Annotated in this window: 16 protein-coding genes; 14 read left to right on the forward strand and 2 right to left on the reverse strand. The window is 66.3% G+C overall.

Annotation, left to right across the window (positions count from 1 at the left end; all coding sequences use genetic code 11):
- Positions 1 to 133: 133 nt before the first annotated feature.
- The 8 genes from AC5P9W_RS13680 (at position 134) to cueR (ending at position 11426) form a co-directional block, all read left to right on the forward strand.
- Positions 134 to 1723 carry a calcineurin-like phosphoesterase C-terminal domain-containing protein gene (locus AC5P9W_RS13680; protein ID WP_021202826.1) on the forward strand — a complete coding sequence of 530 codons (1590 nt, stop codon included), beginning with the start codon at positions 134 to 136 and terminating at the stop codon, positions 1721 to 1723.
- Between the two features lie 35 nt (positions 1724 to 1758).
- Positions 1759 to 2043: a hypothetical protein gene (locus AC5P9W_RS13685; protein ID WP_005409434.1), complete on the forward strand. Its 285-nt coding sequence runs from the start codon at positions 1759 to 1761 to the stop codon at positions 2041 to 2043.
- A gap of 84 nt (positions 2044 to 2127) precedes the next feature.
- The gene (locus tag AC5P9W_RS13690; RefSeq protein ID WP_021202824.1) at positions 2128 to 3150 is read left to right on the forward strand and encodes a glucokinase; all 1023 of its coding nucleotides are present in this window, start codon (positions 2128 to 2130) and stop codon (positions 3148 to 3150) included.
- A 51-nt stretch (positions 3151 to 3201) separates the two neighbouring features.
- On the forward strand, positions 3202 to 4200 hold the full coding sequence (locus AC5P9W_RS13695) for a glycosylasparaginase (protein ID WP_180832222.1): 999 nt from the start codon (positions 3202 to 3204) through the stop codon (positions 4198 to 4200).
- Positions 4197 to 4934 (forward strand): copper homeostasis protein CutC, encoded by a 738-nt coding sequence (locus AC5P9W_RS13700; RefSeq protein ID WP_206621938.1) that lies wholly within the window; start codon positions 4197 to 4199, stop codon positions 4932 to 4934. The genes AC5P9W_RS13695 and AC5P9W_RS13700 overlap by 4 nt, the downstream gene beginning before the upstream one ends.
- Before the next feature lie 405 nt (positions 4935 to 5339).
- Positions 5340 to 8297, forward strand: coding sequence for a TonB-dependent receptor plug domain-containing protein (locus AC5P9W_RS13705; RefSeq protein ID WP_206621939.1), 2958 nt, complete (start codon positions 5340 to 5342; stop codon positions 8295 to 8297).
- 160 nt (positions 8298 to 8457) lie between these two features.
- Entirely contained in the window at positions 8458 to 10959 is a 2502-nt protein-coding gene (locus tag AC5P9W_RS13710) for a heavy metal translocating P-type ATPase (protein WP_111103025.1), read from the forward strand.
- 11 nt (positions 10960 to 10970) lie between these two features.
- Complete coding sequence (gene cueR, locus AC5P9W_RS13715; RefSeq protein ID WP_227852208.1) at positions 10971 to 11426, forward strand: Cu(I)-responsive transcriptional regulator; 456 nt, start codon at positions 10971 to 10973, stop codon at positions 11424 to 11426.
- Between the two features lie 79 nt (positions 11427 to 11505).
- Here the strand turns inward: cueR and AC5P9W_RS13720 are convergent, their stop codons facing one another.
- Both AC5P9W_RS13720 and AC5P9W_RS13725 read right to left on the reverse strand, forming a co-directional pair.
- Complete coding sequence (locus tag AC5P9W_RS13720) at positions 11506 to 11700, reverse strand: heavy-metal-associated domain-containing protein (RefSeq protein WP_021204511.1); 195 nt, start codon at positions 11698 to 11700, stop codon at positions 11506 to 11508.
- Between the two features lie 200 nt (positions 11701 to 11900).
- Entirely contained in the window at positions 11901 to 14978 is a 3078-nt protein-coding gene (locus AC5P9W_RS13725) for a TonB-dependent receptor (RefSeq protein ID WP_495219320.1), read from the reverse strand.
- Positions 14979 to 16133: 1155 nt separating this feature from the next.
- Here AC5P9W_RS13725 and AC5P9W_RS13730 point away from each other — a divergent pair.
- From AC5P9W_RS13730 to AC5P9W_RS13755, 6 genes are all read left to right on the forward strand, one after another.
- Positions 16134 to 18599 carry a GH92 family glycosyl hydrolase gene (locus AC5P9W_RS13730; RefSeq protein WP_180832915.1) on the forward strand — a complete coding sequence of 822 codons (2466 nt, stop codon included), beginning with the start codon at positions 16134 to 16136 and terminating at the stop codon, positions 18597 to 18599.
- Between the two features lie 96 nt (positions 18600 to 18695).
- Complete coding sequence (locus AC5P9W_RS13735; protein WP_057499695.1) at positions 18696 to 19745, forward strand: LacI family DNA-binding transcriptional regulator; 1050 nt, start codon at positions 18696 to 18698, stop codon at positions 19743 to 19745.
- Between the two features lie 60 nt (positions 19746 to 19805).
- Positions 19806 to 21119 carry an L-fucose:H+ symporter permease gene (gene fucP, locus AC5P9W_RS13740; protein WP_180832914.1) on the forward strand — a complete coding sequence of 438 codons (1314 nt, stop codon included), beginning with the start codon at positions 19806 to 19808 and terminating at the stop codon, positions 21117 to 21119.
- 7 nt (positions 21120 to 21126) lie between these two features.
- Positions 21127 to 22122, forward strand: a complete 996-nt coding sequence (locus AC5P9W_RS13745) for a carbohydrate kinase family protein (protein WP_180832913.1) — start codon at positions 21127 to 21129, stop codon at positions 22120 to 22122.
- Complete coding sequence (locus AC5P9W_RS13750) at positions 22119 to 23345, forward strand: AGE family epimerase/isomerase (RefSeq protein ID WP_111102913.1); 1227 nt, start codon at positions 22119 to 22121, stop codon at positions 23343 to 23345. Before AC5P9W_RS13745 ends, AC5P9W_RS13750 begins: the two co-directional genes overlap by 4 nt.
- A 101-nt stretch (positions 23346 to 23446) precedes the next feature.
- On the forward strand, positions 23447 to 26065 hold the full coding sequence (locus AC5P9W_RS13755) for a beta-mannosidase (RefSeq protein WP_329867419.1): 2619 nt from the start codon (positions 23447 to 23449) through the stop codon (positions 26063 to 26065).
- Positions 26066 to 26123 lie beyond the last annotated feature (58 nt).

The raw sequence follows: 26123 nt of genomic DNA on the forward strand, positions 1-26123 counted from the left end.
GGCCGCTGGCCGGCAACTCATGCTCGCCTGGCATCTGAGGCTTGCCGGCCAGCGGCCGGCACGACCCGCCGGCAATGCAGCCGAGCATGGCTCGGCTCTACAATACCGCGTCTCTTTCTGCCGGATCTCCCTCATGAAACTGCCTGCCGCGTGGCTGTGCTGCCTGTTGCTGACCTCGCCGGCCTGGGCCGCGGACACCGTGGTCAGCGGCAAGGTGTATCTGGAGCGTGACGGCAAGCCTGGCCGCGGTGCGACCGATCCGGGCCTGGCCGGGGTGCAGGTTTCCAACGGCGAGATCATCGTCAAGACTGCCGCTGACGGCAGCTACAGCCTGCCGGTGCGCGACGGCCAGACCGTATTCGTGATCAAGCCTGATGCGTATTCCTTCCCGAAAGCGGCCGACGGCCTGCCTTCGTTCTGGCGGCACTATCGCCCGAACGGTTCGCCGGCGTTGAAGTACGGCGGCATCGCCGCGACCAGCGACGTCACCCGCAACTGGGATTTCGCCCTGCAGTCGGATCGCCATGACAGTCGGCGCGGCTTCCAGATGCTGGTGTTCACCGACTCCCAGACCGCGAGCCTGAAGGACATCGGCTACTACCAGCAGTCGATCGTGGCGCCGCTGGTCGGCCAGACCAAGGCGCGCATGGGCACCACCCTGGGTGACATCGTCAACGATGACTTGACGCTCTACCCGGCGATCAACAAGGTCACCACCGGACTTGGCGTGCCGTGGTTCCATGTGCCGGGCAACCACGACCTCGATTTCGATGCGGCCAGCGACGAACACTCGCTGGACAGCTGGCGCAACATCTACGGTCCGGACACCTACGCGGTGGAAGAGGGCGGCGCCAGTTTCGTGTTCCTGGACGACGTGGTGTACGACCCCAAGGCCAGGCCGAAGTACATCGGCGGCCTGCGCGAAGACCAGTTCGCCTTCCTCGCCAGCTACCTGAAGGGCCTGCACAAGGATCGCCTGCTGGTGCTGGGCATGCACATCCCGCTGTTCGACGCGGCGCCGGGGCGCGAGACCTTCCGCCATGCCGACCGCCAGCGCCTGTTCGACCTGCTCAAGGACTTCCGCAACGTGCTCGTGCTCAGCGGCCACAGCCACACCCAGCAGCACGTCTACCACGGCAAGGCCGACGGCTGGAACGGCGACAAACCGCTGCACGAATACAACGTGGGTGCCAACTGCGGCGCGTTCTGGTCGGGGGTGAAGGATGCCGCCGGCGTGCCGGACAGCACCATGAGTGATGGCACGCCGAAGGGCTACGCATTGCTCGACGTGGCCGGCAACGGCAGCTATCGCCTGCAGTACCGCGTGGCCGGCAAGCCGGCCAGCGAGCAGATCGGCCTGCATGCGCCGAAAGTGCTGCGCCAGGGGGCTTACCCGGCGTGGGGCATCTATGCCAACGTCTACATGGGTGAGGATGCCAGCGTGGTTGAGTACCGCGTTGATGGCGGCGCTTGGCAGCCGATGAAGCAGGTCAGCCAGCCCGACCCGCGCCTGATGGTGGAGAACGTGGCCGACGATCTGGCTGACAGCCTGCGTGGCTACGACCGCTCGCCGGAGGCCACCGCGTCGCCGCACCTGTGGCGTGGCGCGCTGCCGACCGACCTGGCCGTGGGCAGCCACAAGGTCGAGGTACGCTCCACCCAGCCCGATGGCGCGGTGTTCACCGCCACCACCCGCTACAGCCTGCAGACGGCCCAGCCCTGACACGCCGCAAGGCCTCTCCAGCGAAAGGACCCCGCATGGATATCCGCTTCATGGCCGGCACCACGCCGGTGACCCTGAGCCGCCACTGGTTCACCGGCGCGATGCTGCTGCAGAGCGCCACCGAGAAGGTCTGGGTGCAGCATCCGCTGCATCCGGGCACGCACTTCTCCTTCTCGCTGGTACAGTCGTGGCTGCGCCACATCGCCGGCCACGAAGTGCTGGTCGAGCGCACCCGGCCGCTGCTGTTTGCCGGCTTCCGCCCGCAGCGGCTGCGCGTGCTGGTGGATGGCGTGCAGGTGGCCGAACAGGAAGGCATGTAGGCCAACCTGAACCGCCGGCGCGCTAGGCAAAGCCGCCCCGATGCCTGAGAATCGGGGCGATTCAATCGATCCAAGCAGGCCAGCGTGACCATCGCAGCAGCGTCCCCGGTTTCCTCCGACTCCGCCCGCGGCGGTCCTCCGCGCAGTCTGGTGGTCGCCGATGTCGGTGGCACCTTCGCCCGCCTTGCGCTGGCTGAAACCCAACCCGGCCAGGCGCCGCTGCTGGGCAGCCATCGCACCTACGCCTGCGCCGAGCACCCCAGCCTGGCGGCGATCCTTGCTGATTTCACCGCTGGCCTCGGCCAGCCGGTGCAGACCGCGGTGGTCGCCATCGCCGGCCTGCTCGATGGCGATGTGCTGATCAATTCCAATCTGCCGTGGACGGTCTCGCTGTCGGCCACCCGCGCGCAGTCCGGGCTGCATGAGCTGCAGTTGATCAATGATTTCGAAGCGGTGGCGCTGGCCATCCCGTACCTGCAGCCTGCCACTCTGGTGCCACTGAACGGCGATGCTGACCCGGCGCAGGCGTTCCCGGCGCTGGTGCTGGGCGCCGGTACCGGCCTGGGCGCGGCACTGCGTTTCGCCGATGGCGAGCGCCCGGTGCTGGCCAGCGAGATCGGCCATGCCGCGCTCGGCGCCGGCAACGCGCTGGAACTGCAGGTGCTGGGCAAACTGCTGCAGCGCTGGGCGCACGTGGACAACGAGCGCGTGCTGTCCGGCAGTGGCCTGATGAACCTGTACCCGTGCCTGTGCGAGCTGCGCGGCGTCACCCCGGTGTGGACCAGTACCGAAGCACTGATCGGTGCCGCCCGCAGCGGTGAAGACGCGCTGGCGGTGGAGACGCTGCAGGTGTTCTGCGCCTGGCTGGGCAGCCTGGCCGGCGACGCAGCGATCGCCGTCGGTGCGCGCTCGGTGTACCTCGCCGGAGGTATTTCCGCGCATGTGCAGGATTTCCTGGCCGATGGCCGCTTCCGTGAGCGCTTCCTCAACAAGGGCGTGCTGACCGAGGTGCTGCGCCAGGTGCCGGTATGGCGCGTGGAGCACGGCCAGTTGGGCGTGCTCGGCGCAGCGGTCTGGCACGCCGCACGGCAGCCCACGCACGACTGATCGGCATGACCGGCATCGTGCCGGCCGTGCATTGCAGACTGGGAGGGGAAGATGGTGGATCGCAGGCAGTTCCTGCAGGCCGGTGCACTGGCTGCAGGCATGGCGGCTTTGCCGGGCGTGCAGGCGCGCACGCAGGGTGGGGCCAGGGTGGTTTCGACCTGGGACTTCGGCGTACCGGCCAACCAGGCCGCGTGGAAGGTGCTGGCGCAGGGCGGCAGCGCGCTGGATGCGGTGGAAGCAGGCGCACGCTGGGCCGAGAGCGAGCTGTGCAACCCCACCGTCGGCCATTGTGGCAACCCCGATCGCGACGGCGTGCTGAGCCTGGACGCGAGCATCATGGATGGCGATGGCCGTTGTGGCGCAGTGGCCGCGCTGGTCGACATCCTGCATCCGGTGTCGGTGGCCCGCAAAGTGATGGAGAACAGCCCGCACGTGCTGCTGGTGGGCGAGGGCGCGCAGCAGTTCGCGATGCAGCAGGGTTTCGAGCGCAAGCACCTGCTGACGCCGCAGGCCGAAGCGGCCTGGCGCGAGTGGCTGAAGACGGAGAAGTATCAGCCGCAGATCAACGCCGAGCGCCGTGGTATTCCCGGCAACAGCGACAACCACGACACCATCGGCATGCTGGCGCTGGATGCCAAGGGCCACCTTGCCGGTGCCTGCACCACCAGCGGCATGGCCTGGAAGCTGCACGGCCGGGTCGGCGACAGCCCGATTATCGGTGCCGGCCTGTATGTCGACAACGACGTGGGCGCGGCCACTGCTTCGGGCGTGGGTGAAGAGATGATCCGCAACGCCGCTTCGTTCCTGGTGGTCGAACTGATGCGCCAGGGGCGCTCGCCGGCACAGGCCTGCCGCGAAGCGATCGACCGTGTGGTGCGCAAGCGGCCGGAGGCGAGCAAGACCCTGCAGGTGTGCTTCCTGGCCATGAACAAGCAGGGCGAGGTGGGCGCCTGCGCGTTGCATCGCGGCTTCGTCTACGCGGTGTGCGATGCGCAGCGCCAGGATGACCTGCGCGACTCGCCGTCGATCTACACGAGCAGCCAGGCGTGAGCACGCGGCTGACCCTGGAGGTCGCCAGCAATTCGCTGGCTTCGGCACTGGCCGCGCAGGCCGGCGGCGCCGACCGCATCGAGCTGTTCGACAACCTGGCCGAGGGTGGCACCACGCCGTCGTTTGCCAGCATCGCGATTGCCCGCGAACGCCTGTCGATTCCGCTGTTCGTACTGGTGCGCCCACGCCCGGGCGACTTCCACTACGACGCGCTGGAAACCGAACTGATGCTGCGTGACATCGCGCAGTGCCGCGCGCTGGGCTGCGATGGCGTGGTGATTGGTGCATTGGACGTGCAGGGCGGCGTTGACGTGGCGCTGTGCCGTGAACTGATGCAGGCGGCCGGGCCGTTGCAGGTGACCTTCCACCGCGCCTTTGATGCTGCCCGCGACCTGCCGGCGGCGCTGGAGCAGGTGATCGGGCTGGGCTGCCAGCGCGTGCTGACCTCCGGCGGCCAGGTCAGCGCCGAGGCCGGTGTCGATGTGCTGGCGGCGCTGGTCACCCAGGCGGCCGGGCGTATCACGGTGATGGCAGGTGCCGGATTGGCCCCGGGCAACATCGCAACCGTCGCGCGGCAGACGAGCTGTACCGAACTGCACGCGTCCGCAAAAGGCCTGCGCCGCTCGGCCATGCAGTTCCAGAACCCGGCCCTGCGCGGCTTGGACCCGGACTGGAGCCAGACCGCCACCGCGACCGTGGCCGCGCTGCGGCAGGCGCTGGACGGCGCAAGGTAGCCCGCCTCTTCTGTAGAGCCGAGCCCACGCTCGGCTGCTTTTCTCGGCGAACAACAGCAGCCGAGCGCGGGCTCGGATCTACAACGACCCGCTGTCGGCCGTACACGGCATCACGGACAAAACCGTTCCGCGCGCGGTTGTCGTGATCGTGTCACTACTTCGTGCGCCGTTCTTTCAGTGATGTGTCGCAACTATTTGATTGTTATGGATGTCGGTGGCCGCTAGCGGCATTCCGCCGGCTGTTGCTGCGCCGCCGCATGCCGGGCGTGGTTCAGCTGTGCTTTAGTTTGGATCGATCCACAGGGGAGGTGCCCTATCGGTCGTGAACCGACCCAAGCGCCTGGATCCGTCGTAGTGCCGCGCCACCGTCCGCCCGTGCGTCCACATCTTCGAAGAGCAACCACCATGGCTCAGATCGTCCACAAGCGTCGCCACCTGCTGTCCCAGGCCCTGATCCTGGCCCTGCTTCCCCTGGCTGCCAATGCGCAGCAAGCCTCAAGCTCGTCTACCAAGGATCTCGACGCGGTCACCGTCACCGGCTCGCGCATCAAGCGCGCCAGTGTCGAAGGCCCGGCCCCGGTCAACGTGATCACCGCGCAGCAGATCCAGAAAGAGGGCTTCGTCAGCGTGTATGACGCGCTGAAGACGCTCACCGAAGCGACCGGCACCGTTGAAGCCGCCTCGCAATGGGGCTCGCACACGCCCAACGCCAGTGGCCTGAACCTGCGCGGGATGGGCCCGAACCGTTCTCTGCTGCTGGTCAACGGCCGCCGTGTGGCCGACTACCCGCTGCCCTACGGCGGCGAAACCAATTTCTCCAACTACGGCAACATTCCGGCCGCAGCAGTGGAGCGCATCGAAGTGCTGACCGGTGGCGCCTCGGCCATCTACGGTTCGGATGCGATCGCCGGCGTGGTCAACGTCATCCTCAAGACCAACTACGACGGCGACGAAGTGCGCGTGCGTGGCGGTACCTCCACAGAAGGTGGACGAGATACCTGGGACCTGTCCTGGGCCGGCGGCAAGACCGGCGACAACTGGAGCGTGACCTACGCGCTGCAGTACACCAAGCGCGATCCGCTGTTCGGACGCGACCGACCGCAGATGGACGACGCCGACGACGCACCGTATCCCTCCTGGAACATGGAGCAGCGCAGGGTCGGCTTCCGCCCCACCTCGGGCCTGGCATTGATCGACCCGACCAACGGCCAGCGCCTGGCACCGCCTGCAGGCACCTGCGAGAAGTTCGACGGCGAGTACTACACTGCCGATCGGCTGGTCTACAACTACGCTACCAACACCATCACCAACACCGGCCGCCTGTGCGGCATGAGCGCCGACTACGCCAACTGGCTGCTCACCGGCGGCGCCGAGAATGTTTCCGGCAACCTCTACGCCACCTTCGATTTCAGCAGCGACCTGCAGGCCTGGACCAACCTGGCGGTGTACCACTCCGAAGCGATCTGGGGCACCAATCCGCCCAGCGTCTCGCTGATCGACGACGACAACGGCTATTACTGGGATGCCAACCGCAACCGCCCGATCCTGGGCGTGCGCCAGTTCACTCCGAACGAAGTCGGTGGCCTGGATACCCTGCGCAACACCAACCGCGAGCTGTCCTGGGACTGGAGCGCAGGCCTGCGTGGCCGCCTTGCCGATCGCTTCGACTGGAGCGCCTCGGTGGGCCGTTCCTACTACCGCGTGGAAGAACGGCAGAACGTGGTGGACGAGCAGAAGTCGTACGACTACTTCCTCGGCCCGCGCCTGGGCACAACCCCCGATGGCGAGGCGATCTACGCGTTGAACGAATCGCGCTGGTGGAATCCGCTCACGCCGGACCAATACTGGCAGATGGGCACGGTGGCCAGGAACCGCGCGTCATCGTGGGTCAACCAGGCCTCGGCGGATATCACCGGCGAGCTGTTCCAGGGCTGGGCAGGCCCGATCTCGTTCGCAGCGGTAGCTGAAGTCGCGCAGCAGGGCTACCACCTCAGCCCGGACCCACGCGCCGGCATCGATTTCGACCTGCAGAACGTCGACCGCGGTGGTGGCGAGCGCACCCGGTATTCAGCGGGCGTCGAGTTCAAGATTCCGCTGCTGGAGAGCGTGACGGCCACCGCGGCCGCACGCTACGACCGCTATGGCAACTACAAGGCCGATGACAGCAGTGAAGCGTTGGATATCGGCAGCCAGAAGGAAACCACCTGGAACGTCGGCCTGGAATGGCGCCCGGTCGAATCGCTGCTGGTGCGTGGCTCGTATGCCACCAGCTTCCACGCGCCGGACATGCACTACCTGCTGGGCCAGCCGAGCAGTTCCGAAGTGCAGACCTATGATCGCCTGCGCTGCATCCAGAGCGGTGCCTACCTGGTCAACAACTGTGGCGTGGGCAACACCGATGTCTGGTACACCTTCGACGTGAACCGCCGTGGCACGCCGCTGCTGCGCTCGGAAACCGGTGATTCGTGGACGGTCGGCTTCGTCTGGGACGTGATGCCCAACCTGTCGGTCAGCGCCGACTACTGGGCGATCAAGCTGGAAGACATGATCGTCGACGTCGGCGCCGATGAGGTGCTGGCCAGCGAGGCGGGCTGCCTGACCGGCAAGAACATCGATGGCACGCCATGGGCCAATCCGGCCGGTGGCGACTACTGCGCCGGCATCCTGGCGCGCGTGAACCGTGACAGCAACGGGCGCCTGGTGTCGATCGAGCGCGGCCCGTTCAACCTGGCCAGCCGCGAAGTGCGTGGCGTCGACCTGACCGCGCGCTACCGTCTGGAGACCGCGCAGTGGGGCAGCTTCCAGCTGGGTGTGAATTACACCAACCAGATCTCCACCAAGGAACAGCGCTACGCCAACGACCCGAACCCGGAACGCCGCGACCGCGACCTGCGCAGCAAGCTGCGCGCGAGCCTGGCCTGGCAGCGCGGCAACTGGAATGCCAATGTCTATGCCGACCGCGTGGGCTCGGTGCCGGGCGTGCGCTACCACTGGGGCACCGACCGCCTGGACAACCCCGGCGGCTGCCTGCCGTTCGCCGATGGCTACGTGCCCAGCGACAGCCCGTCGCTGAACTGCTTGGAGCCGGCAACGCGTCCGGATGGCTCGCCGAACCCGAACCCCAATGCCGGGCAGCAGACGGCGCGCTACTACGGTCGAGTGGGGCCGTTCATCACCTGGAACTTCAACGTGGGCTACCAGGTGACCGAACACGCGAAGGTAAACGTGTACGTCAACAACGCCTTCAACTCCGCCAGCTGGAACCACAAGGATCCGTACAAGCTGGACTATGACTTCGCCCCGACCCGGTTGCTGAGCGCGGTCGGCCGTGAGCTCGCATTGGAGTATGTGTTCACGTTCTGAAGAGACCGACCTCGCCGGTAGATCCACGCCATGCGTGGATGCGGAAACGGAACGCCGGGGGCGGCGCCCCCTTCAGGCATGCGGACAGGCTGGATTTGACCTTCCCACGATGGCAAGGTTTAGCCTGTCCGCATCCAGAAGGAACCCCGGGAATCCGATCATGAGCACGCCCCGCGCCGCTGCCGCCTCCGCAAGTCCTGCCACCATCAGCCTGCCCATCGAGGGCATGACCTGCGCCAGCTGTGTCGGCCGGGTCGAGGCGGCGCTGTCCAGGGTCGAAGGTGTGGGCAGTGTTTCGGTCAATCTGGCCACCGAGCGCGCGGATATCCGCCCGTCCGGCCCGGTCGATCGGGCCGCGCTGATCCAGGCGGTGGAGCGGGTGGGCTACGACGTACCTGCCGCCACCGTTGAACTGGCCGTGGAAGGCATGACGTGCGCCTCCTGCGTGGGCCGCGTGGAGCGCGCGCTGCTGGCGGCGCCAGGCGTGAGCCAGGCCAGCGTCAACCTGGCCACCGAGCGCGCCACGGTGCGTGGCGTGGCGGATGCTGCGACGCTGGTCGCCGCCATCGACAAGGCCGGCTATGACGCACGCGTAATCGAGGCGGGTGTGCAGTCCGATGACGAGGCCGTAGAAAAGAAGGATGCCGAGCGTGCCGAACTGAAGCGCGACCTGATCGTGGCCACTGCGCTGGCATTGCCGGTGTTCGTGCTGGAGATGGGCTCGCACCTGATTCCCGGCATCCACGAATGGGTGATGGCCACGATTGGCATGCAGGCCAGCTGGTACCTGCAGTTCGCACTGACGCTCCTGGTGCTGGCCATCCCCGGTCGCCGTTTCTACCAGAAGGGCTTCCCGGCGCTGCTGCGCCTTGCACCGGACATGAATTCGCTTGTGGCGGTGGGCACCGCTGCGGCGTTCGGCTATTCGGTGGTCGCGACCTTTGCACCGCGGCTGCTGCCGCCGGGCACGGTGAACGTCTACTACGAAGCGGCGGCGGTAATTGTCGCACTGATCCTGCTCGGCCGCTTCCTCGAAGCGCGCGCCAAGGGCCGCACCTCGGAGGCGATCAAGCGTCTGGTCAACCTGCAGGCCAAGGTCGCCCACGTGATCCGTGACGGCCGCACCGTCGATATCCCGGTCAATGAAGTGCAGAGCGGCGACGTGGTGGAAGTGCGGCCAGGCGAGCGTGTGCCGGTCGATGGCGAGGTGGTTGAAGGCCGCAGCTACATCGACGAATCGATGATCAGCGGCGAGCCGATTCCGGTTGAGAAGCAGCCGGGCAGCAGCGTGGTGGGCGGTACGGTCAACCAGAAGGGCGCACTGACGGTACGTGCGACGGCGGTGGGCGCGCAGACCCTGCTGGCGCAGATCATCCGCATGGTCGAACAGGCGCAGGGCTCGAAGCTGCCGATCCAGGCGGTGGTTGACAAGGTCACGTTGTGGTTCGTGCCGGCGGTGATGCTGGCCGCGCTGGCGACCTTCGCAGTCTGGCTGATCTTCGGCCCGTCGCCGGCGCTGAGCTTCGCGCTGGTCAATGCGGTGGCGGTGCTGATCATTGCCTGCCCATGCGCGATGGGCCTGGCCACGCCGACCTCGATCATGGTGGGGACCGGTCGTGGCGCCGAAATGGGCGTGCTGTTCCGCAAGGGCGAAGCGCTGCAGCTGCTGAAGGATGCGCAGGTGGTGGCGGTGGACAAGACCGGCACGCTGACCGAGGGTCGCCCGCGCCTGACCGACTTCGAGATCACGGACGGCTTCGATCGCAGCACAGTGTTGGCGGCAGTGGCTGCAGTGGAATCGCGCTCTGAACATCCGATCGCCCGCGCCATCGTCGATGCAGCCACTGAACAGGGCATTGCACTGCCGTCGATGGTCGATTTCGAATCGGTCACCGGCATGGGCGTGCGTGCCAGCGTTGATGGTGCGCGGGTGGAGGTCGGTGCCGATCGCTTCATGCGCGATCTGGGCGTGGACATCACTTTGTTTGCGGCGCTGGCGGCAGAGCTGGGCACCCAGGGCAAGTCGCCGCTGTATGCCGCCATTGACGGTCGCCTGGCCGCAATCATCGCGGTATCCGATCCGATCAAGCCGAGCACGCCGGCCGCAATCGCGGCACTGCATCAGCTTGGCCTGAAGGTGGCGATGATCACCGGTGACAACGCTGGTACCGCGCACGCGATCGCGCGCCAGCTCGGCATCGACGAAGTGGTGGCCGAGGTGCTGCCGGAAGGCAAGGTCGAGGCGGTGCGCCGCTTGAAGACCACACATGGCCATGTCGCCTTCGTCGGCGACGGCATCAACGATGCGCCGGCACTGGCCGAGGCCGATGTCGGCCTGGCGATCGGAACCGGTACCGATATCGCGGTGGAATCGGCCGACGTGGTGCTGATGTCGGGTAACCTGCAGGGTGTGCCGAATGCCATTGCGTTGTCGAAGGCGACGCTGGGCAACATCCGGCAGAACCTGTTCTGGGCCTTCGCCTACAACACCGCGTTGATTCCGGTGGCCGCCGGCGTGCTGTATCCGGTCTGGGGCGTGCTGCTGTCACCGGTGTTCGCGGCCGGTGCGATGGCCCTGTCCAGCGTGTTCGTGCTGGGCAATGCGCTGCGCCTGCGCCGCTTCCAGCCACCGATGGCGGATGCCGCCGCCGTCACTCATTGAAGGGAATACCCATGAACATCGGTGAAGCCGCCAAAGCCTCCAGCGTGTCGGCGAAAATGATCCGCTACTACGAACAGATCGGCCTGATTCCCGCCGCTGATAGAACCGAGTCGGGCTACCGGGCGTATTCGCAGGCGGACATCCACCGCCTGCGTTTCATCCGCCGCGCACGCGATCTGGGCTTCCAGGTGGCCGAGATCACCGATCTGCTCGGCCTCTGGAACGATACCTTGCGGCACAGCGCCGACGTCAAGCACCTGGCCGAGCAGCACATCGCCGATCTGGAGCAACGCATCGAGCACATGCGGCAGATGGCCGACACGCTGAAGTCGCTGATCAGCTGCTGCGCGGGCGATGAGCGCCCGGAGTGCCCGATCCTGGAGCGGTTGGGTGAGGACGATGGGACGCTGGTACCGGTCGATACCGCGAAGACTGGTGCGGTGCGGCGGCGTACGCACAAGCATTGACTCGATATCGCATGCATGAAAAAGCCCGCCGGGTGCTGTAGTACCCGGCGGGCTTTTCAGTATGGGACAGGACAGGGGATCAGGCAGTACGCGGCGGGAAGCCGGCATCGGTCAGTGCCGCCACGATCTGCGCTTCGCTGGCCGAGGTCTGCACCTGCACTCGGCGGCTGGCCGGATCTGCCTGCACGCTGGCCTGCGGATCGACCAGTTCGATCGCCTTGGTCACGCTGCGCGCGCAACCGCCGCAGGTCATGCCTTCAACATGGAATTCCATCCGTAGCTCCTTGGGTGCTCTTGGGGTCGAGTCAGTGTGCACCTTCCAACGATGGCAGGGTCAAGTGCCGGGCTGAACGACAGGCAAGGCGGCAAGAAAAACGGCAGCCGCCTGTACCAGCGCGGCTGCCGTGGAGGAACGTCCCCGCCAGGGCGGGGCGTGGGTTGCACCGGGGCGCGCCCGGGCAACCCGGTGTTGCCTTAGAACTTCCAGGTAGCGCCGAAGTACAGCTGGCGGCCTGCATAGGTATTGGAGATCAGGCGTGCCTTGGTGTCGCTTCCCAGGTGCACGCGCTGCTCGGACTTGGTGGCGTTGATCACCGAGGCGGTCAGGGTCCAGTCCGGGGTCAGGTTGTAGGCAACATTCAGATCCAGCTGGTCATACGGTTCGGTGTAGACGGTGAGGCCATTGTTGAGCCCGCCGACCACTTGGCCGCGACGGTTGAACGAAGCGCGCGCGAGGAACTTCTCGTTCTCGTAGAAGACCGTCACGTTGGCCTGGTTCTTGGCGCTGCCGACCAGCGGCGAGGAGCCGATTTCCTGCCCGTCCAGAACAATGGAAGCCAGGTTGGTGTCGTTGTAGGTGTAGTTGGCCTGCACGCCGAAGCCGAAATCGAAGGTGTACTGGCCATACAGCTCGACGCCCTGCGACACACCATCGCGGCCATTGGCCTGGGTCTCGTAGCGCTGCACGTTCACCGCTTCACCGTTGATGACCATCGGCGTGTCGCGCACCACCGGCAGGGTGAAGTTGTCCACGTTCTTGCGGAACAGGCTGACGCCGGCGACCGCGCCCGGCTGGAAGTACCACTCCAGGCCCAGGTCGAACTGGGTGGCCTTGAACGGCTCCAGCTGCTTGTTGCTGCCCTGGCCGACCCAGCCTGCGGTCGATGCGCCACCGGCAACGCGGCGATCATTGACGTACTCCTCGCTGTAGTAGCTCAGTGCGCCCGGTGCTGCGATGTCGGTGTAGCCAGGGCGGGCGATCACCTTCGATGCGGCACCACGCAGCACCAGCGTGTCGGTGATGTCCCATGCGATGTTGAAACTCGGCAGCACGTCGGTGTAGGTGCGGTCCACGCCGATCAGGCTGTAGGTCTTGCTCTGCGCCAGGTCATGCGGCAGGCGCACGAAGCCGCTCTCGCAGCTGTAGGTCGGGTAGGCCGCAGCGGCGGGGTCGGTGCACGCCATCGGCGCGCCGGACGCGTTGTCCAGGAAGTAGTCGTTGAACTTCTCGATCGAGTCGGAAGACTGCGCGAACTGCTTGGTGCGCACCACGCGCACGCCGACATTGCCGCGCACGCGCTCGGTGCGGAAGTTGGCCTGGAAGTAGCCGGAGTAGATCTTCTCGTTGACGTTGTAGACGAAGTCTTCCTCGGTACGGTTGTGCGAACCACCGTAGGTCTTGTTCAGATAGTCGATGTACGCCGGGTAGTTGATGCCCGGGAACACGTTGGCATTGAAGCCACCGGCAATGTTGCTGATCGGATTGGACAGGAAGAAGCCGGGCTGCGCATCGCCGGCAGTCGGATCGCAGCCACTCTGGTAGCGGCTGTTGTCATAGTCGGCCGGGTCACGGCCGGGGCACACCCAGTAGGTGTTGCCGGTGTTGCGGTGCACCTTGCCGTCGCGGTATTTGGCACCGAACTGGATTGAATCCAGCCAACCGGACTCGAACAGCTTGGTCACGTCGGCCTGGAAGTAGTTCTGCTTGACCTCGGTGCGCTTCCACGACGAATCGGTCGAGCCGGTGTCGACTTCGGCGATGCCGTTCATCAACTGCTGCTGCAGGTCGGGCGAGAAGGTGGCAGACGGCGTGCCGGTCAGGTCCCATGCGCTGTACTGGTTACCGGACAGGTAGTCGTTGCCGACCTTGCGGCGCGGCTTGGCCGACATGCGGAAGTTCATCGACGGACCACCTTCGGACCAGGTGCGGCCACCGGTGAACGAGGCCTTCCACAGCGGGCTGATGTCCCAGTCGATGGTCAGGTCGGCGGTCTGCGACAGCGCCTTTTCCTTGCTGTAGCCACCGGTCAGCTGCGGTGTCGGAATCGTGCAGTCGTCCGGGCCCCAGCCGCCGGGCTTGAGGCCGGCGGCCTTGGCCTGGTCTTCGCTGCAGTAGTAGGTCTTTCCAGGCAGCTTTTCGAATTGGGCACCCGTGACGGTGTTGCCGCTGGCATCGAAGTCCAGGCCATTGAGAAGGCGGCCTCCGGCCCAGTTGCCGTCCTGGTTGTAGCGCGCCATGCTCCATTCCGGAATCTTCAGCATGTTCTGGGTGTAGTCACCCTGCAGCTCGAAGCGGAAGTAGTTGGCGGTCATCGTGACGTTGTCGACCGGCTTGAACTGGAAGGTCAGCTGGCCGCCCTTGCGCTCGCGCTTTTCTTCCTTCACCGCGAAGTTGACCGAGGTCGGCATGAAGAAGTCGCTGTAGTTGCCGCCGGTCTGGTTGTTGAAGCCGGACTTGCCCCACCAGTAGTGGATGCCATCCTGCTGCTGCACGTTGCCATAGGCGTCGCGTGCCCTGCCGGCGCCGTACCACTGGTAGTCCTCGGTGCTGGCTTCCATGGTACGGGTCGTGCGCTTCTGCTGCGTCACGCCGACCAGCACGCCGAAACGCTCATCCTTGCTGTGCCACGAATACAGGGCCGAGGCCTGCGGGTCGATATCGTGGTGGGTATCGGAGGAGGTGCCCTCCAGTGTGACGAAGCCCGAGTTGGACTCCATGTCCAGCGGACGGCGGGTGTGCAGGATGACCGTGCCGCCGATGCCGCCTTCGTCGATGCGTGCTTCCGGCGACTTGAACAGCTCGGCGCTGGACAGCATGTTCGACGGCAGCAGGGTGTAGTTGAACGAACGGGTGGCTTCGTCGTTGGTTTCCGACGTGGCCACGTAGTTGCCATTCAACTGGGTCAGGGTCAGGTCCGGCGCAAGGCCGCGCACGCTGACACTCTTGCCTTCACCACCGCTGCGGGTGATGACCACGCCGGGCACGCGCTGCAATGCGTCGGCCACGTTCTTGTCGGGGAACTTGCCGACGTCTTCGGCGGTGATCACTTCGACAACGGCGTTGGCGTCGCGCTTCTGCTCAAGGCTCTTTTCGATGGCGTAGCGGTAGCCGGTGACCTGGACGCTGTCCAGAGTCGTGGCGTCCTGCGAGCCGGTGGACGTGGCCTGCTGCGCGGCGGCGCCAGCCGGAATGACGGCGGCGGCCAATGCCAGCGCGATGGCCAACGACAGTGCGTCCTGGCCATGCGTACGTATTGAATGCTTCATTCCCATCTCTCCCTCTCTCCTGGATTGATCCGGTGACGTGGCACGGACAACTTGAATCGATCTAATTTGAAGTGACTTTGCGGCTGTCGCCATGTGGGTGGCAGAGCACCGCGCGTGTGGCCTGGTACGTCCTGTTGCTGCTCCCCCAACTCCGGGCCATCGCAATGTCGTTCTTGGATCGATCTAAGCGATGGGCGGGCGATTTTTAGCACGGGTCGCCCGTGGGCGCATGCTGCTGCGCAATATGGTACTGGCGTGGCGAAGGGATGACGGTTTGCTGAAATCGGTGAAATCGTTTTCGTGCGCAGGGGAAGGGTGGGTCGGCAGGGCTGCGCCCTGCACCTGCGGTAGTGCCGGCCGCTGGCCGGCAACAGCCAAAGCCAACGCCAAAGCCAAAGCCAAAGCCAAAGCGGCTCTGGGTTGTCTGTGGGTTGGGCGGGGCGGTGTCGGATTGCGGGGACGCCGTAAACCCCGCTCCGCGGTCCGGCCCAGCCGCTGGCGGCTGGGCGTTCGGGCGCTTGCGAAGCAGTGCTTCGCAAGCAAAGCGCCCTCACCCCTGGGGGCTCGATGGCGCCATCCATGGCGCCAACGGTCCTGCCAGCCCACACCGCCCCACCTTTGACAGTTTCCCGGTGACGGTTGGATTGATCTTGGTGCGGCATGGGGTCATGGGGTCAGATCCGTTTTCCTTTGGAAAACGGATCTGACCCCCGATTGTTTCGTTATCTGTGAGAGATTCATCCACGCATGGCGTGGATCCACAGACCGCAGAGATCTGTCGAAGGCGGGGTGGGTCCGGTTGCGGGGGTGTCCGCGGCATGGATGCCGCGGCCAAGCCCCCAGGGACGGGTTTACGGCGTCCCCCGCAACCGGACCCACCCCGACTCCCCACAGGAAACCAGCTTCTGCTGTTGCTGTTGCTGTTGCTCCAGCTCGGAGCAGGTGCAGGGCGCAGCCCTGCCGAACACCCCCCCTCATGCTGCGCCGCAGAATGCATTCGGCTGAACCTGCATGGTCTACTTGAATCGATCTAAATTCACGACCGCGCGGGTCGGGCGTCATTCCAGGGGGAGCTCTCTGCCAGTCACGGCGGGACTCAGCGGAACGGTGCCGAACGACCCCGGCCGTCTGCCTCCGCGTCATCGACTACAGGAACCCGACATGCGCCCAGTGCCGTCCGCTCCCGCCGTCCCATCGACCTCGCGCCCGCTGGCGCGCCTGGCCTGCCTGTTGGCACTTTCGGCCATGCCGATGCTGTTGCAGGCCGCGCCGGCAGCGCTGGAGCGGGAGGTCAATACATTCATCGGCAGCAAGGACGACGGCAATACGTTCCCGGGCGCGTCGGCGCCGTTCGGCCTGATCCAGGTCAGCCCGATCGGCAGCCACTATTCGGGTTGGCGCTATGACGACGAGAAGATCCGTGGCTTTGGCCACTCCTTCATCTCCGGTGCCGGCTGCTGGGAACAGGGCGGCCAGGTGTCGGTGCTGCCGGTGACCGGCTCGATCGGCCCGGGCGGCGATTTCGATACCGGAAACCCCAAGAAATTCGACCACAAGACGTATGCCTCGAACTACACCCATGACGGCGAGATCGGCCAGGCTGGCTACTACAAGGTGCGCCTGACCAGCTACGGCGGCATCGATGCCGAGGCGACCGCGCGCACCCGTGCCGCAGCCGAGCGCTACACCTTCAGCCAGCGCAGCGGCGATGGCCACGTCCTCGTCAATGTCGGCCAGGCCAACGAACGCCATTCAGTGATCGGCAGCGTGGTCGATGTGGTCGGCGACCGTGTAGTCGAGGGCAAGCTGGTGACCAAGAGCTTCTGTGGCGGTCATCAGTACACCACCTGGTTCCGCATCGAGTTCGACCGTCCGTTCAAGGCGCATGGCACCTGGGGCGAGGGCGGTGGCCTGCCGGGTGCGCGGCACAGCATGGAAGGCGAGCAGAAGCCGAACGGTGCCTGGCTGACCTTCGACCTGGCCAAGGGCCAGTCGGTGACGGCGGTCAGCGCAATCTCGCACGTGGATGCCGAAGGCGCGCGCATCAATCTGCGCGCAGATGGCATGCAGGGTGGAGCGCTGCTCGGTTTCGACCGCATGCGTGCGTTGTCCCAGCAGTCGTGGCGTGAGCAGCTGGGCCGGGTGCGTGTGCAGGGCGGCAACGCCGACGACCGCGCGGTGTTCTACAGCGCGGTCTACCACGCGCTGCTCCAGCCGATGACCGGCAACGACGCCGACGGCCGCTACCGTGGCTATGACGATGGCATCCACCGTGCCGACGGCTGGACCTACTACGAGTACTTCTCGCTGTGGGATACCTACCGCGCGCAGAACCAGTGGCTGGCACTGACCCGCCCGGACGTGGCGCGTGACATCGGCCGTACCCTGCTGGCGATCGACGAGCAGGGCGGTTGGCTGCCGCGCTGGGGCTATGCCAATTTCGAGACCAACATCATGACCGGCGATCCGGTTACGCCGTTCATGGTCGATCTGTGGCGCTTCGGCGCGCTCAAGGGCCGTGAATCGCAGGCCTGGGATGCGCTGCGCCGCAACGCGTTCGGCACGCCGCCGCTGGACTCGCGCATGGCTGGCCGCTCCGGCAACCCGACCTATCTGGACAAGGGCTACGTGGTCTACGACCGCGCGTTCCCGTCCAAGGGCATGGACGTCGATCCGCATCACGGCGGTTCGGCGACGCTGGAATACGCGCTGGCCGACTGTGCGCTTTCGCAGATGGCCGATGGCCTCGGCCATGCGCAGGACGCGGCGACGCTGCGTGAGCGCGGCCGCAACTGGCGGAAGGTGTGGGACCCGCAGGTGCGTGACGCCGAGACCGGCTTCACCGGTTTCCCCCGCCCGCGTACCGAGGATGGCCAGTGGTACACCCCGGCCGATGGCCACTACAGCCCGCGCTCGCATCACGGTTTCCATGAAGGCACGGCGTGGCAGTACCAGTGGCTGGCGCAGCAGGACGTGCCGGGCCTGGTCGAAGCCATGGACGGCCGCGAACAGGCCGGCCGCCGCCTCGATGCGTTCTTCGCGATGGACGCGCTGCAGGCCGACCCGCTCAATGCCGCCCGCAAGGCTTGGGTGGTCGGGCCGTACAGCTATTACAACCAGTTCCGCTACAACCCGAACAACGAGCCGGACCTGCACGCGCCGTGGCTGTACACACTGATCGGCCAGCCGTGGAAGACCGCCGCCGTGGTGCGTGCGGCGCAGCAGCTGTTCACCAATGCCCCCAACGGCGTGACCGGCAACGATGACCTCGGCACGATGTCGGCCTGGTACCTGTTCAGCGCCATCGGCGTGTACCCGGCGGTGCCGGGCAGTGGCCAGTTCCTGCTGCACACCCCGCGCTTCAGCAAGGTGGAAGTGGACATGGGCAATGGCCGCACGCTGCGCATCGACGCGCCGGGTGCCGATGGCCGCCGTCTGCAGTATGTGCAGGGCGTGCAGGTCGATGGCCAGCCGCATGCGCCGGTTTGGCTGGACTGGAACCAGCTGCAGCAGGGCCCGCGCCTGCAGTTCGCGCTCGACGCGAAGGCGCCGGAGCAGGGCTGGGGCACTGCGGTGAAGGACCTGCCGGTATCCTGGTGCGCGGCACCGGGTAGCCAGCTGCGCTGAGACGGACTGTGCCGTTCGCGGTGACCCAGCGAACGGCACGGCACGACAGGTCCCTGATCCATTAGGCTTGAGCATCCAGCGGAGTCCGGGAAGACGATGAACGACAACGGCAGCAGTCCCAGCAAACGCGCCGGCAAGGCGGTGACGGTGACCGACATCGCGCGTGCCATCGGCGTGTCACGGGCAACGGTGTCGCTGGTGCTGCGCGGCAGCCCACTGGTCAACGTCGATACCCGCGCCAAGGTCGAGGCCGAACTGCGCCGCCAGCGTTATGTCTACAACCGCGCGGCGGCCAACCTGCGCCGGCGCACGTCATCAAGCATCGCGCTGGTGATCAACGATCTGTCCAACCCGTTCTTCGCCGAATTCGCATCCGGTGTGGATGAGGCGCTGGGCGGGCGTGGTTATGTGACCCTGCTGGGCAGCACCGGCGAATCGCCGGAGCGCCAGCAGGCGGTGCTGTCCACGCTGATGGAGCACACCCCGGCCGGCCTGATCCTGTCGCCGGCCGAGGGCAGTGATACCACGCTGCTGCGGCAGGCGCTGGGTGCCAATGCCAACGTGCTGCTGTTCAACCGCGAGCTTGAAGGGGCTGACTGGGATTTCCTCACCCTCGACAACCAGCACGGCGCCTATCTCGCCACGCGCCACCTGATCGAGCGCGGCCATCGCCAGATCGCTTTCTTCGGCGGCCACGCCGCATCCAGTTCGTGCCACCAGCGCCGTGCCGGTTTCCAGCAGGCGCTGGCCGAGGCCGGTCTGTCGCTGCCGCCGGGCTGGATGATCGAATCTGCACCGAACCGCCTGGAAGCCGCCGCGCGCACCGATGAGTTGTTTGCCGACGGCCATCGCCCGAGTGCGGCGGTCTGCTACAACGACACCGTCGCGTTGGGCCTGATGCTGGGCCTGAATTCGCGTGGCATCCGTCCGGGCGGCGATTTTGCCGTTACCGGTTTCGATGATATTTCCGAGGCTGCGGTGGCAGTGCCGCCACTGACCACGTTGACCGCCGACCCGCGCGAGCGTGGCCGGCAAGCTGCGGCGCTGCTTCTGCAACGACTGGATGAACCGGATGCGCCGCCGCGGCGCACGGTCGCGCCGGTGCAGCTGCGCATCCGCGAAAGCAGTGCCGCGCGACCGAACTGATTCCTTTCATACATCCCTTCCACGCAACAACGACCTTCCGCGCATCGAGGCGCGTACCGCATGCCGATCTCCGCAACGCCCCGTCCATCGGGTTCTTCGGGCAACGCACCCGCCGTCACCAACGGCAAGGCGCTGGCCGTGGTCACCACGATCTTCTTCATGTGGGGCTTCCTGACCTGCCTCAATGACATCCTGATCCCGCACCTGAAGGCGGTGTTCGAGCTGAACTACGCCAAGGCGATGCTGGTGCAGTTCACCTTCTTCGGCACCTATTTCCTGATGTCGCTGCCGGCCGGACGCCTGGTGGCGGCGCTGGGCTACAAGAAGGGCATCGTGGCCGGCCTGCTGATCGCCGGTATCGGCGCACTGGGTTTCTGGCCCGCGGCCGAGCTGCGCGTCTACGGCGCCTTCCTCGGTGCACTGTTCGTGCTGGCGACCGGCATCACGGTGCTGCAGGTCGCCGCCAACCCGTACGTCGCACTGCTGGGACCGGAGCAGACCAGCTCAAGCCGCCTGACCCTGGCGCAGGCGTTGAACTCGCTGGGCACGGCCATCGCCCCGATCTTTGGCGGCATGTTGATCCTGTCCAACACGGTGAAGAGTGCCGATGACATCGCGGCGCTGCCGGCCGCCGAGCAGCTGGCCTACCGTGCCGCCGAGGCGCAGGCCGTGCAGGGTCCATACGTGGGCCTGGCGGTGGCGTTGGTACTGCTGGCGCTGTTCGTGTTCCTGTTCCGCCTGCCGGCGTTGAGCGACGCCACCGAGCAGGCTGATCAGGGTCACCACCACAGCTACCTGGATGCACTGCGCAAGCGCCACCTGCTGCTGGGCGTGCTGGGCATCTTCTTCTACGTCGGTGCCGAAGTGTCGATCGGCAGCTTCCTGGTCAATTACCTGTCGATGCCCAACATCGGCGGCTTCAGCGAACAGGAGGCCACCCATTACGTGTCGGCTTACTGGACGATGGCGATGATTGGCCGCTTCGCCGGCTCGGCGCTGCTGGCGCGCTTCTCGCCCAGCCGCCTGCTGGCGATCTTCGCGCTGGTCAACGTGGCCCTGCTGGTTACGACCATGCTGACCTCTGGCAGCATCGCGCTGTACTCGGTGGTGGCGATCGGCCTGTTCAACTCGATCATGTTCCCGACCATCTTCGCGCTGAGCATCGAGCGCCTGGGGCCGCTGACCAACAAGGGCTCCAGCCTGCTGATCATGGCCATCGTCGGCGGTGCCGTGGTGCCGTACCTGCAGGGCGTGCTGGCCGACCACATCGGTGTGCAGGCCAGCTTCACCCTGCCGCTGCTGTGCTACGGCTACATCATTTTCTACGGACTGGTCGGCGCACGTACGCCGGCTTCCGCAACGCAGGGAGGCTGAGTCCGGAATGGGTGCCATTGTCTGCTTCGGCGAAATTTTGATCGATCTACTAGCGCAGCCGCCGGCCTCGGCCGACACCCCGCGCGCATTCCTTCAGTACGCCGGCGGTGCGCCGGCCAACGTTGCGGTGGCGGCAGCGCGACTGGGGGCGAAGACCCAGTTCGTCGGCATGCTGGGCCGAGACATGTTCGGTGACTTCCTGGCGGACAGCCTGGCCGAGCACGGCGTGGGCACGGATTACATCGTGCGTACCGATGCGGCAAAGACCGCGCTGGCCTTCGTCGCGCTGGATGCCAGCGGCGAGCGCAGCTTCAGTTTCTACCGCCCACCGGCGGCCGACCTGCTGTTCCGTGACAGCGACTTCCAAGCCGCGTGCTTCGACAGCGCGCAGTGCTTCCATGTCTGCTCCAACAGCCTGACCGAGCCGGCCATTGCCGAGGCGACCTTCGCCGGCATGGAGCGCGCCCGTGACGCCGGTGCGGTGGTCAGCCTGGACCTCAATCTGCGCCCGGCGCTGTGGCCGGCCAACGAGGACCCGACGCCGCGCCTGTGGCAGGCGCTGGAACGTGCCGACCTGGTCAAGCTGTCGCGCGAGGAGCTGGACTACCTGGCCGCGCCGCTGGGCAGTGACGGCGAGGCGACGGTGCTGCGGCGCCTGCTGGCCGCGCAGGCGCGCTGGGTCATCGTCACCGACGGTGCGGCCACGCTGCACTGGTACACCCGCGACAACTACGGCACGGTCACCAGTTTCCGCGTGGCCACGGTCGACACCACGGCTGCTGGCGATGCCTTCGTCGGTGGCGTGCTGGTTGGGCTGCTGGAGCGTGGCGGGGCCGGTGCAGGCTTTGCAGCGTTCTGCCAGGACCCGGAGGCGATCACCGCCACGCTGCGCTTCGGTGCCGCGGTCGGCGCTCTGGCTGTTACCCGCAAGGGCGCGTTCGCCGCGATGCCCTCGCTCGATGAAGTGCAGCAGCTGCTGCAGGACCAGGACATTACCGCATGAGCACCTCGCCCGATTTCCGTTCACCCGCGTTCCTGCGTGCGCACATCGCCGACACGATGGCGTTCTACCACCCGCGCTGCATCGATCCGAACGGCGGCTTCTTCCACTACTTCCGTGATGACGGCAGCATCTACGATGCCAGCCACCGCCACCTGGTGAGCAGCACCCGTTTCGTCTTCAACTACGCGATGGCATACCGCGAGTTCGGCAACGCCGAATACCGCGACGCAGTCGAGCATGGCGTGCGCTATCTGCGCGAGGTGCATCGCAATCCGGCCACCGGTGGCTACGCCTGGACCCTGCGCGATGGCAAGGTCGAGGACGACATGAACCACTGCTATGGCGTGGCGTTCGTGCTGTTGGCCTACAGCTGCGCACTGAAGGCCGGTCTCGAACAGGCCCGCGCATGGATGGACGAGACCTGGCAGCTGCTGGAAGCGCGTTTCTGGGAGCCGCAGCACGGCCTCTACAAGGACGAAGCCGATGGGCAGTGGAATTTCACCGGCTACCGTGGCCAGAACGCCAACATGCACATGTGCGAGGCGATGCTGGCCGCCTTCGAGGCCAGCGGCGAACAGCGCTATGTGGAGCGCGCGCTGCAGCTGGCCGACAACATGACCCGCCGCCAGGCCGCCAAGGCCGGTGGCCTGGTGTGGGAGCACTACGATTCCAACTGGGAGATCGACTGGGATTACAACCTGGATGACCCCAAGCACCTGTTCCGCCCGTGGGGCTTCCAGCCGGGCCACCAGACCGAATGGGCCAAGCTGCTGTTGATCCTGGACCGCCATGTGCAGGCCGATTGGCTGGTGCCGACCGCGCAGCACCTGTTCGACGTGGCCGTGGCGCGCAGCTGGGACGAGGCGCGGGGTGGCCTGTACTACGGTTTCGCGCCGGAATCGCGCCGGCAGCCGGGCATGGATGGCGCCCCGATCGGTGGCGACAGTTTCGTCTGCGACGACGACAAGTATTTCTGGGTGCAGGCGGAGACGCTGGCGACCGCCGCACTGATGGCCAAGCGTACCGGCGATGACCGCTATTGGAAGTGGTACCAGCGTATCTGGGCGTATTCGTGGGAACACTTCGTCGATCACCGGTACGGCGCCTGGTTCCGCATCCTCGATGCCGACAATCGCAAGTACAGCGACGAGAAGAGCCCGGCCGGCAAGGTGGATTACCACACCATGGGTGCATGCTACGAAGTGTTGAACGTCGTGCGTTGAGGTCTGCCGCGCTGCGCGCTCGCCGGACGTGGTCCGGCGCTACCGTGGCGTGTTGAATTGGTAGCGCCGGGCCATGCCCGGCGGAAAAACAGGAGCATCCCGTGCATCGCCTTCCCCTCGTTGTCCGTCTGCTCCTGCTGCTGGTTGCAGCCTCCTCCTTCCCGGTAGCTGCAGCGCCGCTGCAGGCACAGTGGGAGTTCCGCATGCTGCCCGGCGACGCGCAGGGTGCAGCCCATCCGGGCCTGCAGCAATGGCGGGCGGCGACGGTGCCGGGCAGCGTGCACACCGACCTGCTGGCTCACGAATTGATCCGTGATCCGTATGTCGGTGCGCCCGAGGCCGAACTGCAGTGGATCGGCCTGGCGGCTTGGGAGTACCGCGCGCGCTTCGACATGGACGCGGCGATGCTGGCCAAGCCCAATGCCGAACTGCGCTTCGACGGGCTGGACACTTATGCCGAAGTCAGCCTCAACGGAAAGCCGCTGCTGCGCGCGGACAACGCACACCGCACGTGGCGTGCCCGGGTCGAAGGCCGCCTCCGTGCGAGCAACAATGAACTGCAGATCGTGTTCCGTTCGCCGATCCGCACCCTGCTGCCGGGCGTGCAGGCAATGCCGCACAAGATCGCTGGCAACTACCCGTCGCCGTATGGCGATGAGCCGAAGGACGCGATGGTCGGCAACTTCGCGCGCAAGCCGGCCTACCACTTCGGCTGGGACTGGGGTCCGCGCTATGTCACCGCCGGCGTCTGGCGCGGAATCGATCTGCAGGCTTGGGACGCGCACCGCCTGACCGATCTTGCGGTGCGCACGGATGCATTGAGCGCGGAGCAGGCGAAGCTGGCCGTGCTGCTGCGAGTGGAGCAGGGTGCGGCGGCGGGCTCGGCCGTGGTGAATGTGGATGTGCAGGATCCGCAGGGCCGCAACGTGGCCCAGGTGCAGCGCACGGTGCTGCTGAAGCCCGGCCAGAACAGCATCGAGGTTCCGGTTGAACTGGCCGATCCGCGGCGCTGGTGGCCAGTCGGCCACGGCGCGCAGGACCGCTACACGGTGCGGGCCCGCCTGGACCAAGGTGGCGCGCCGGAGCTGGTGCGCGAGCAGCGCATCGGCCTGCGCACGGTTGAACTGCGCCGCGAGGAAGACGGCAAGGGCGGGCAGGGCTTCGCTTTCGTCATCAACGGCGTGGAGATCTTCGCCAAGGGCGCCAACGTCATTCCGTTCGATGCCTTCCCCGCACGGGTCGACGCCGCGCGCCTGCGCCAGGTGCTGACCGCCGCACGCGACGCCAACATGAACATGCTGCGCAACTGGGGTGGCGGCTACTACGAGGACGATGCGTTCTTCGACATCGCCGACGAACTGGGCCTGCTGGTCTGGCAGGACTTCATGTTCGGTGGTGGCATGCAGCCGGGCTACGATCCGGCCTTCCGTGCCAGCGTGGTGGCCGAGGCACGCGACAATGTGCGCCGGCTGCGCCATCACCCCAGCATCGTGCTGTGGTGTGGCAACAACGAGGAAGAAACCGCCTGGAAGGACTGGGGCCACGGTCGCGACCTGAAGGCAGCCGACCCTGCGTTTGCAGCGAAGGTCTGGCAAGGCTATGTCGACCTGTTCGGCAATGATCTGCGTCAGGTAGTGGGGGAGGAGGGGCTGGGCGTGCCGTACTGGTCCAGCTCGCCCAGCAACGACCTGGACGAAAAGGCGAACGACTCGACCCGTGGCGACAAGCACTACTGGCAGGTCTGGGGCAATCCGGCGCTGCCGGTGCAGGCTTACCTGCGCGAGACGCCGCGCTTCATGTCCGAGTACGGCCTGCAGGCATGGCCGTCGGTGGCCACCGTGGACCAGATCGCCACCCGCGCCGAGCAGCGCATCGACAGCCCGGTGATCCGCGCGCACCAGAAATTCATGGCCGGCGAGGGCAACAGCCGCCTGCTGCACTACATCGAACTGGGTTACGGCACGCCGAAGGACTTCGAGGACTTTGTCTACCTCAGCCAGGTGATGCAGGCCGATGGCATCGCGCTGGCCGCGTTGCACCATCGCGCTTCGCGGCCGTACACGATGGGCTCGCTGTACTGGCAGCTCAACGATGTCTGGCCGGGTGCTTCATGGTCCAGCGTGGACTACTTCGGTCGCTGGAAGGCGCTGCACTTCGCCGCGCGGCGCTTCTTCGCGCCGGTCACGGTAGCGGCGCTGCGCGATGAGGGCAGTACGCGGGTACGCCTGATCAATGACGGTGCGGCGCTGGATGCACGTTGGCGGCTGCGGGTGATGGACGTGGAAGGGAAGGTGCTGCGCCGTCGCGAGGACGCGGTGACGCTGGCGGCGTCGGGTGTGACCTCGATCGGTGATTTCCGCGATGCCGAGCTGCTGGCCGGTGCCGACCCGAAGCGCACGGTGGCCGTGTTCGAGCTGCTGCAGAACGGGGCGGTGAGCGCGCGGCAGGTGGTCGGATTCGTCGAAGCCAAGGACCAGGTGTTGCCGCGGCAGAAGCTGAAGGCCACGTTGTCCATCGAAGGCGATCACTACCGTCTGCGCCTGGAAAGCGCGGCTTACGTGCGCGCGGCGTGGATCGATTTCGGCGCGCTGGATGTGCAGGTCGAAGACAACCTGCTGGACTTGCTGCCGGGCGAAACCCGCGATATCGCCGTACGCGGCCCGGTGGATCTGGTTACCCTGCGCGAAGCGCTGAAGGTGAAAACCCTCAACGATCGATGAGGGCAGGTGAACCATGTTCTGGTAGGTGTGAACCTTGGTTGACACATCGGCCGTATGC

This window comes from Stenotrophomonas sp. YJH_SMC_33, from assembly GCF_059372295.1.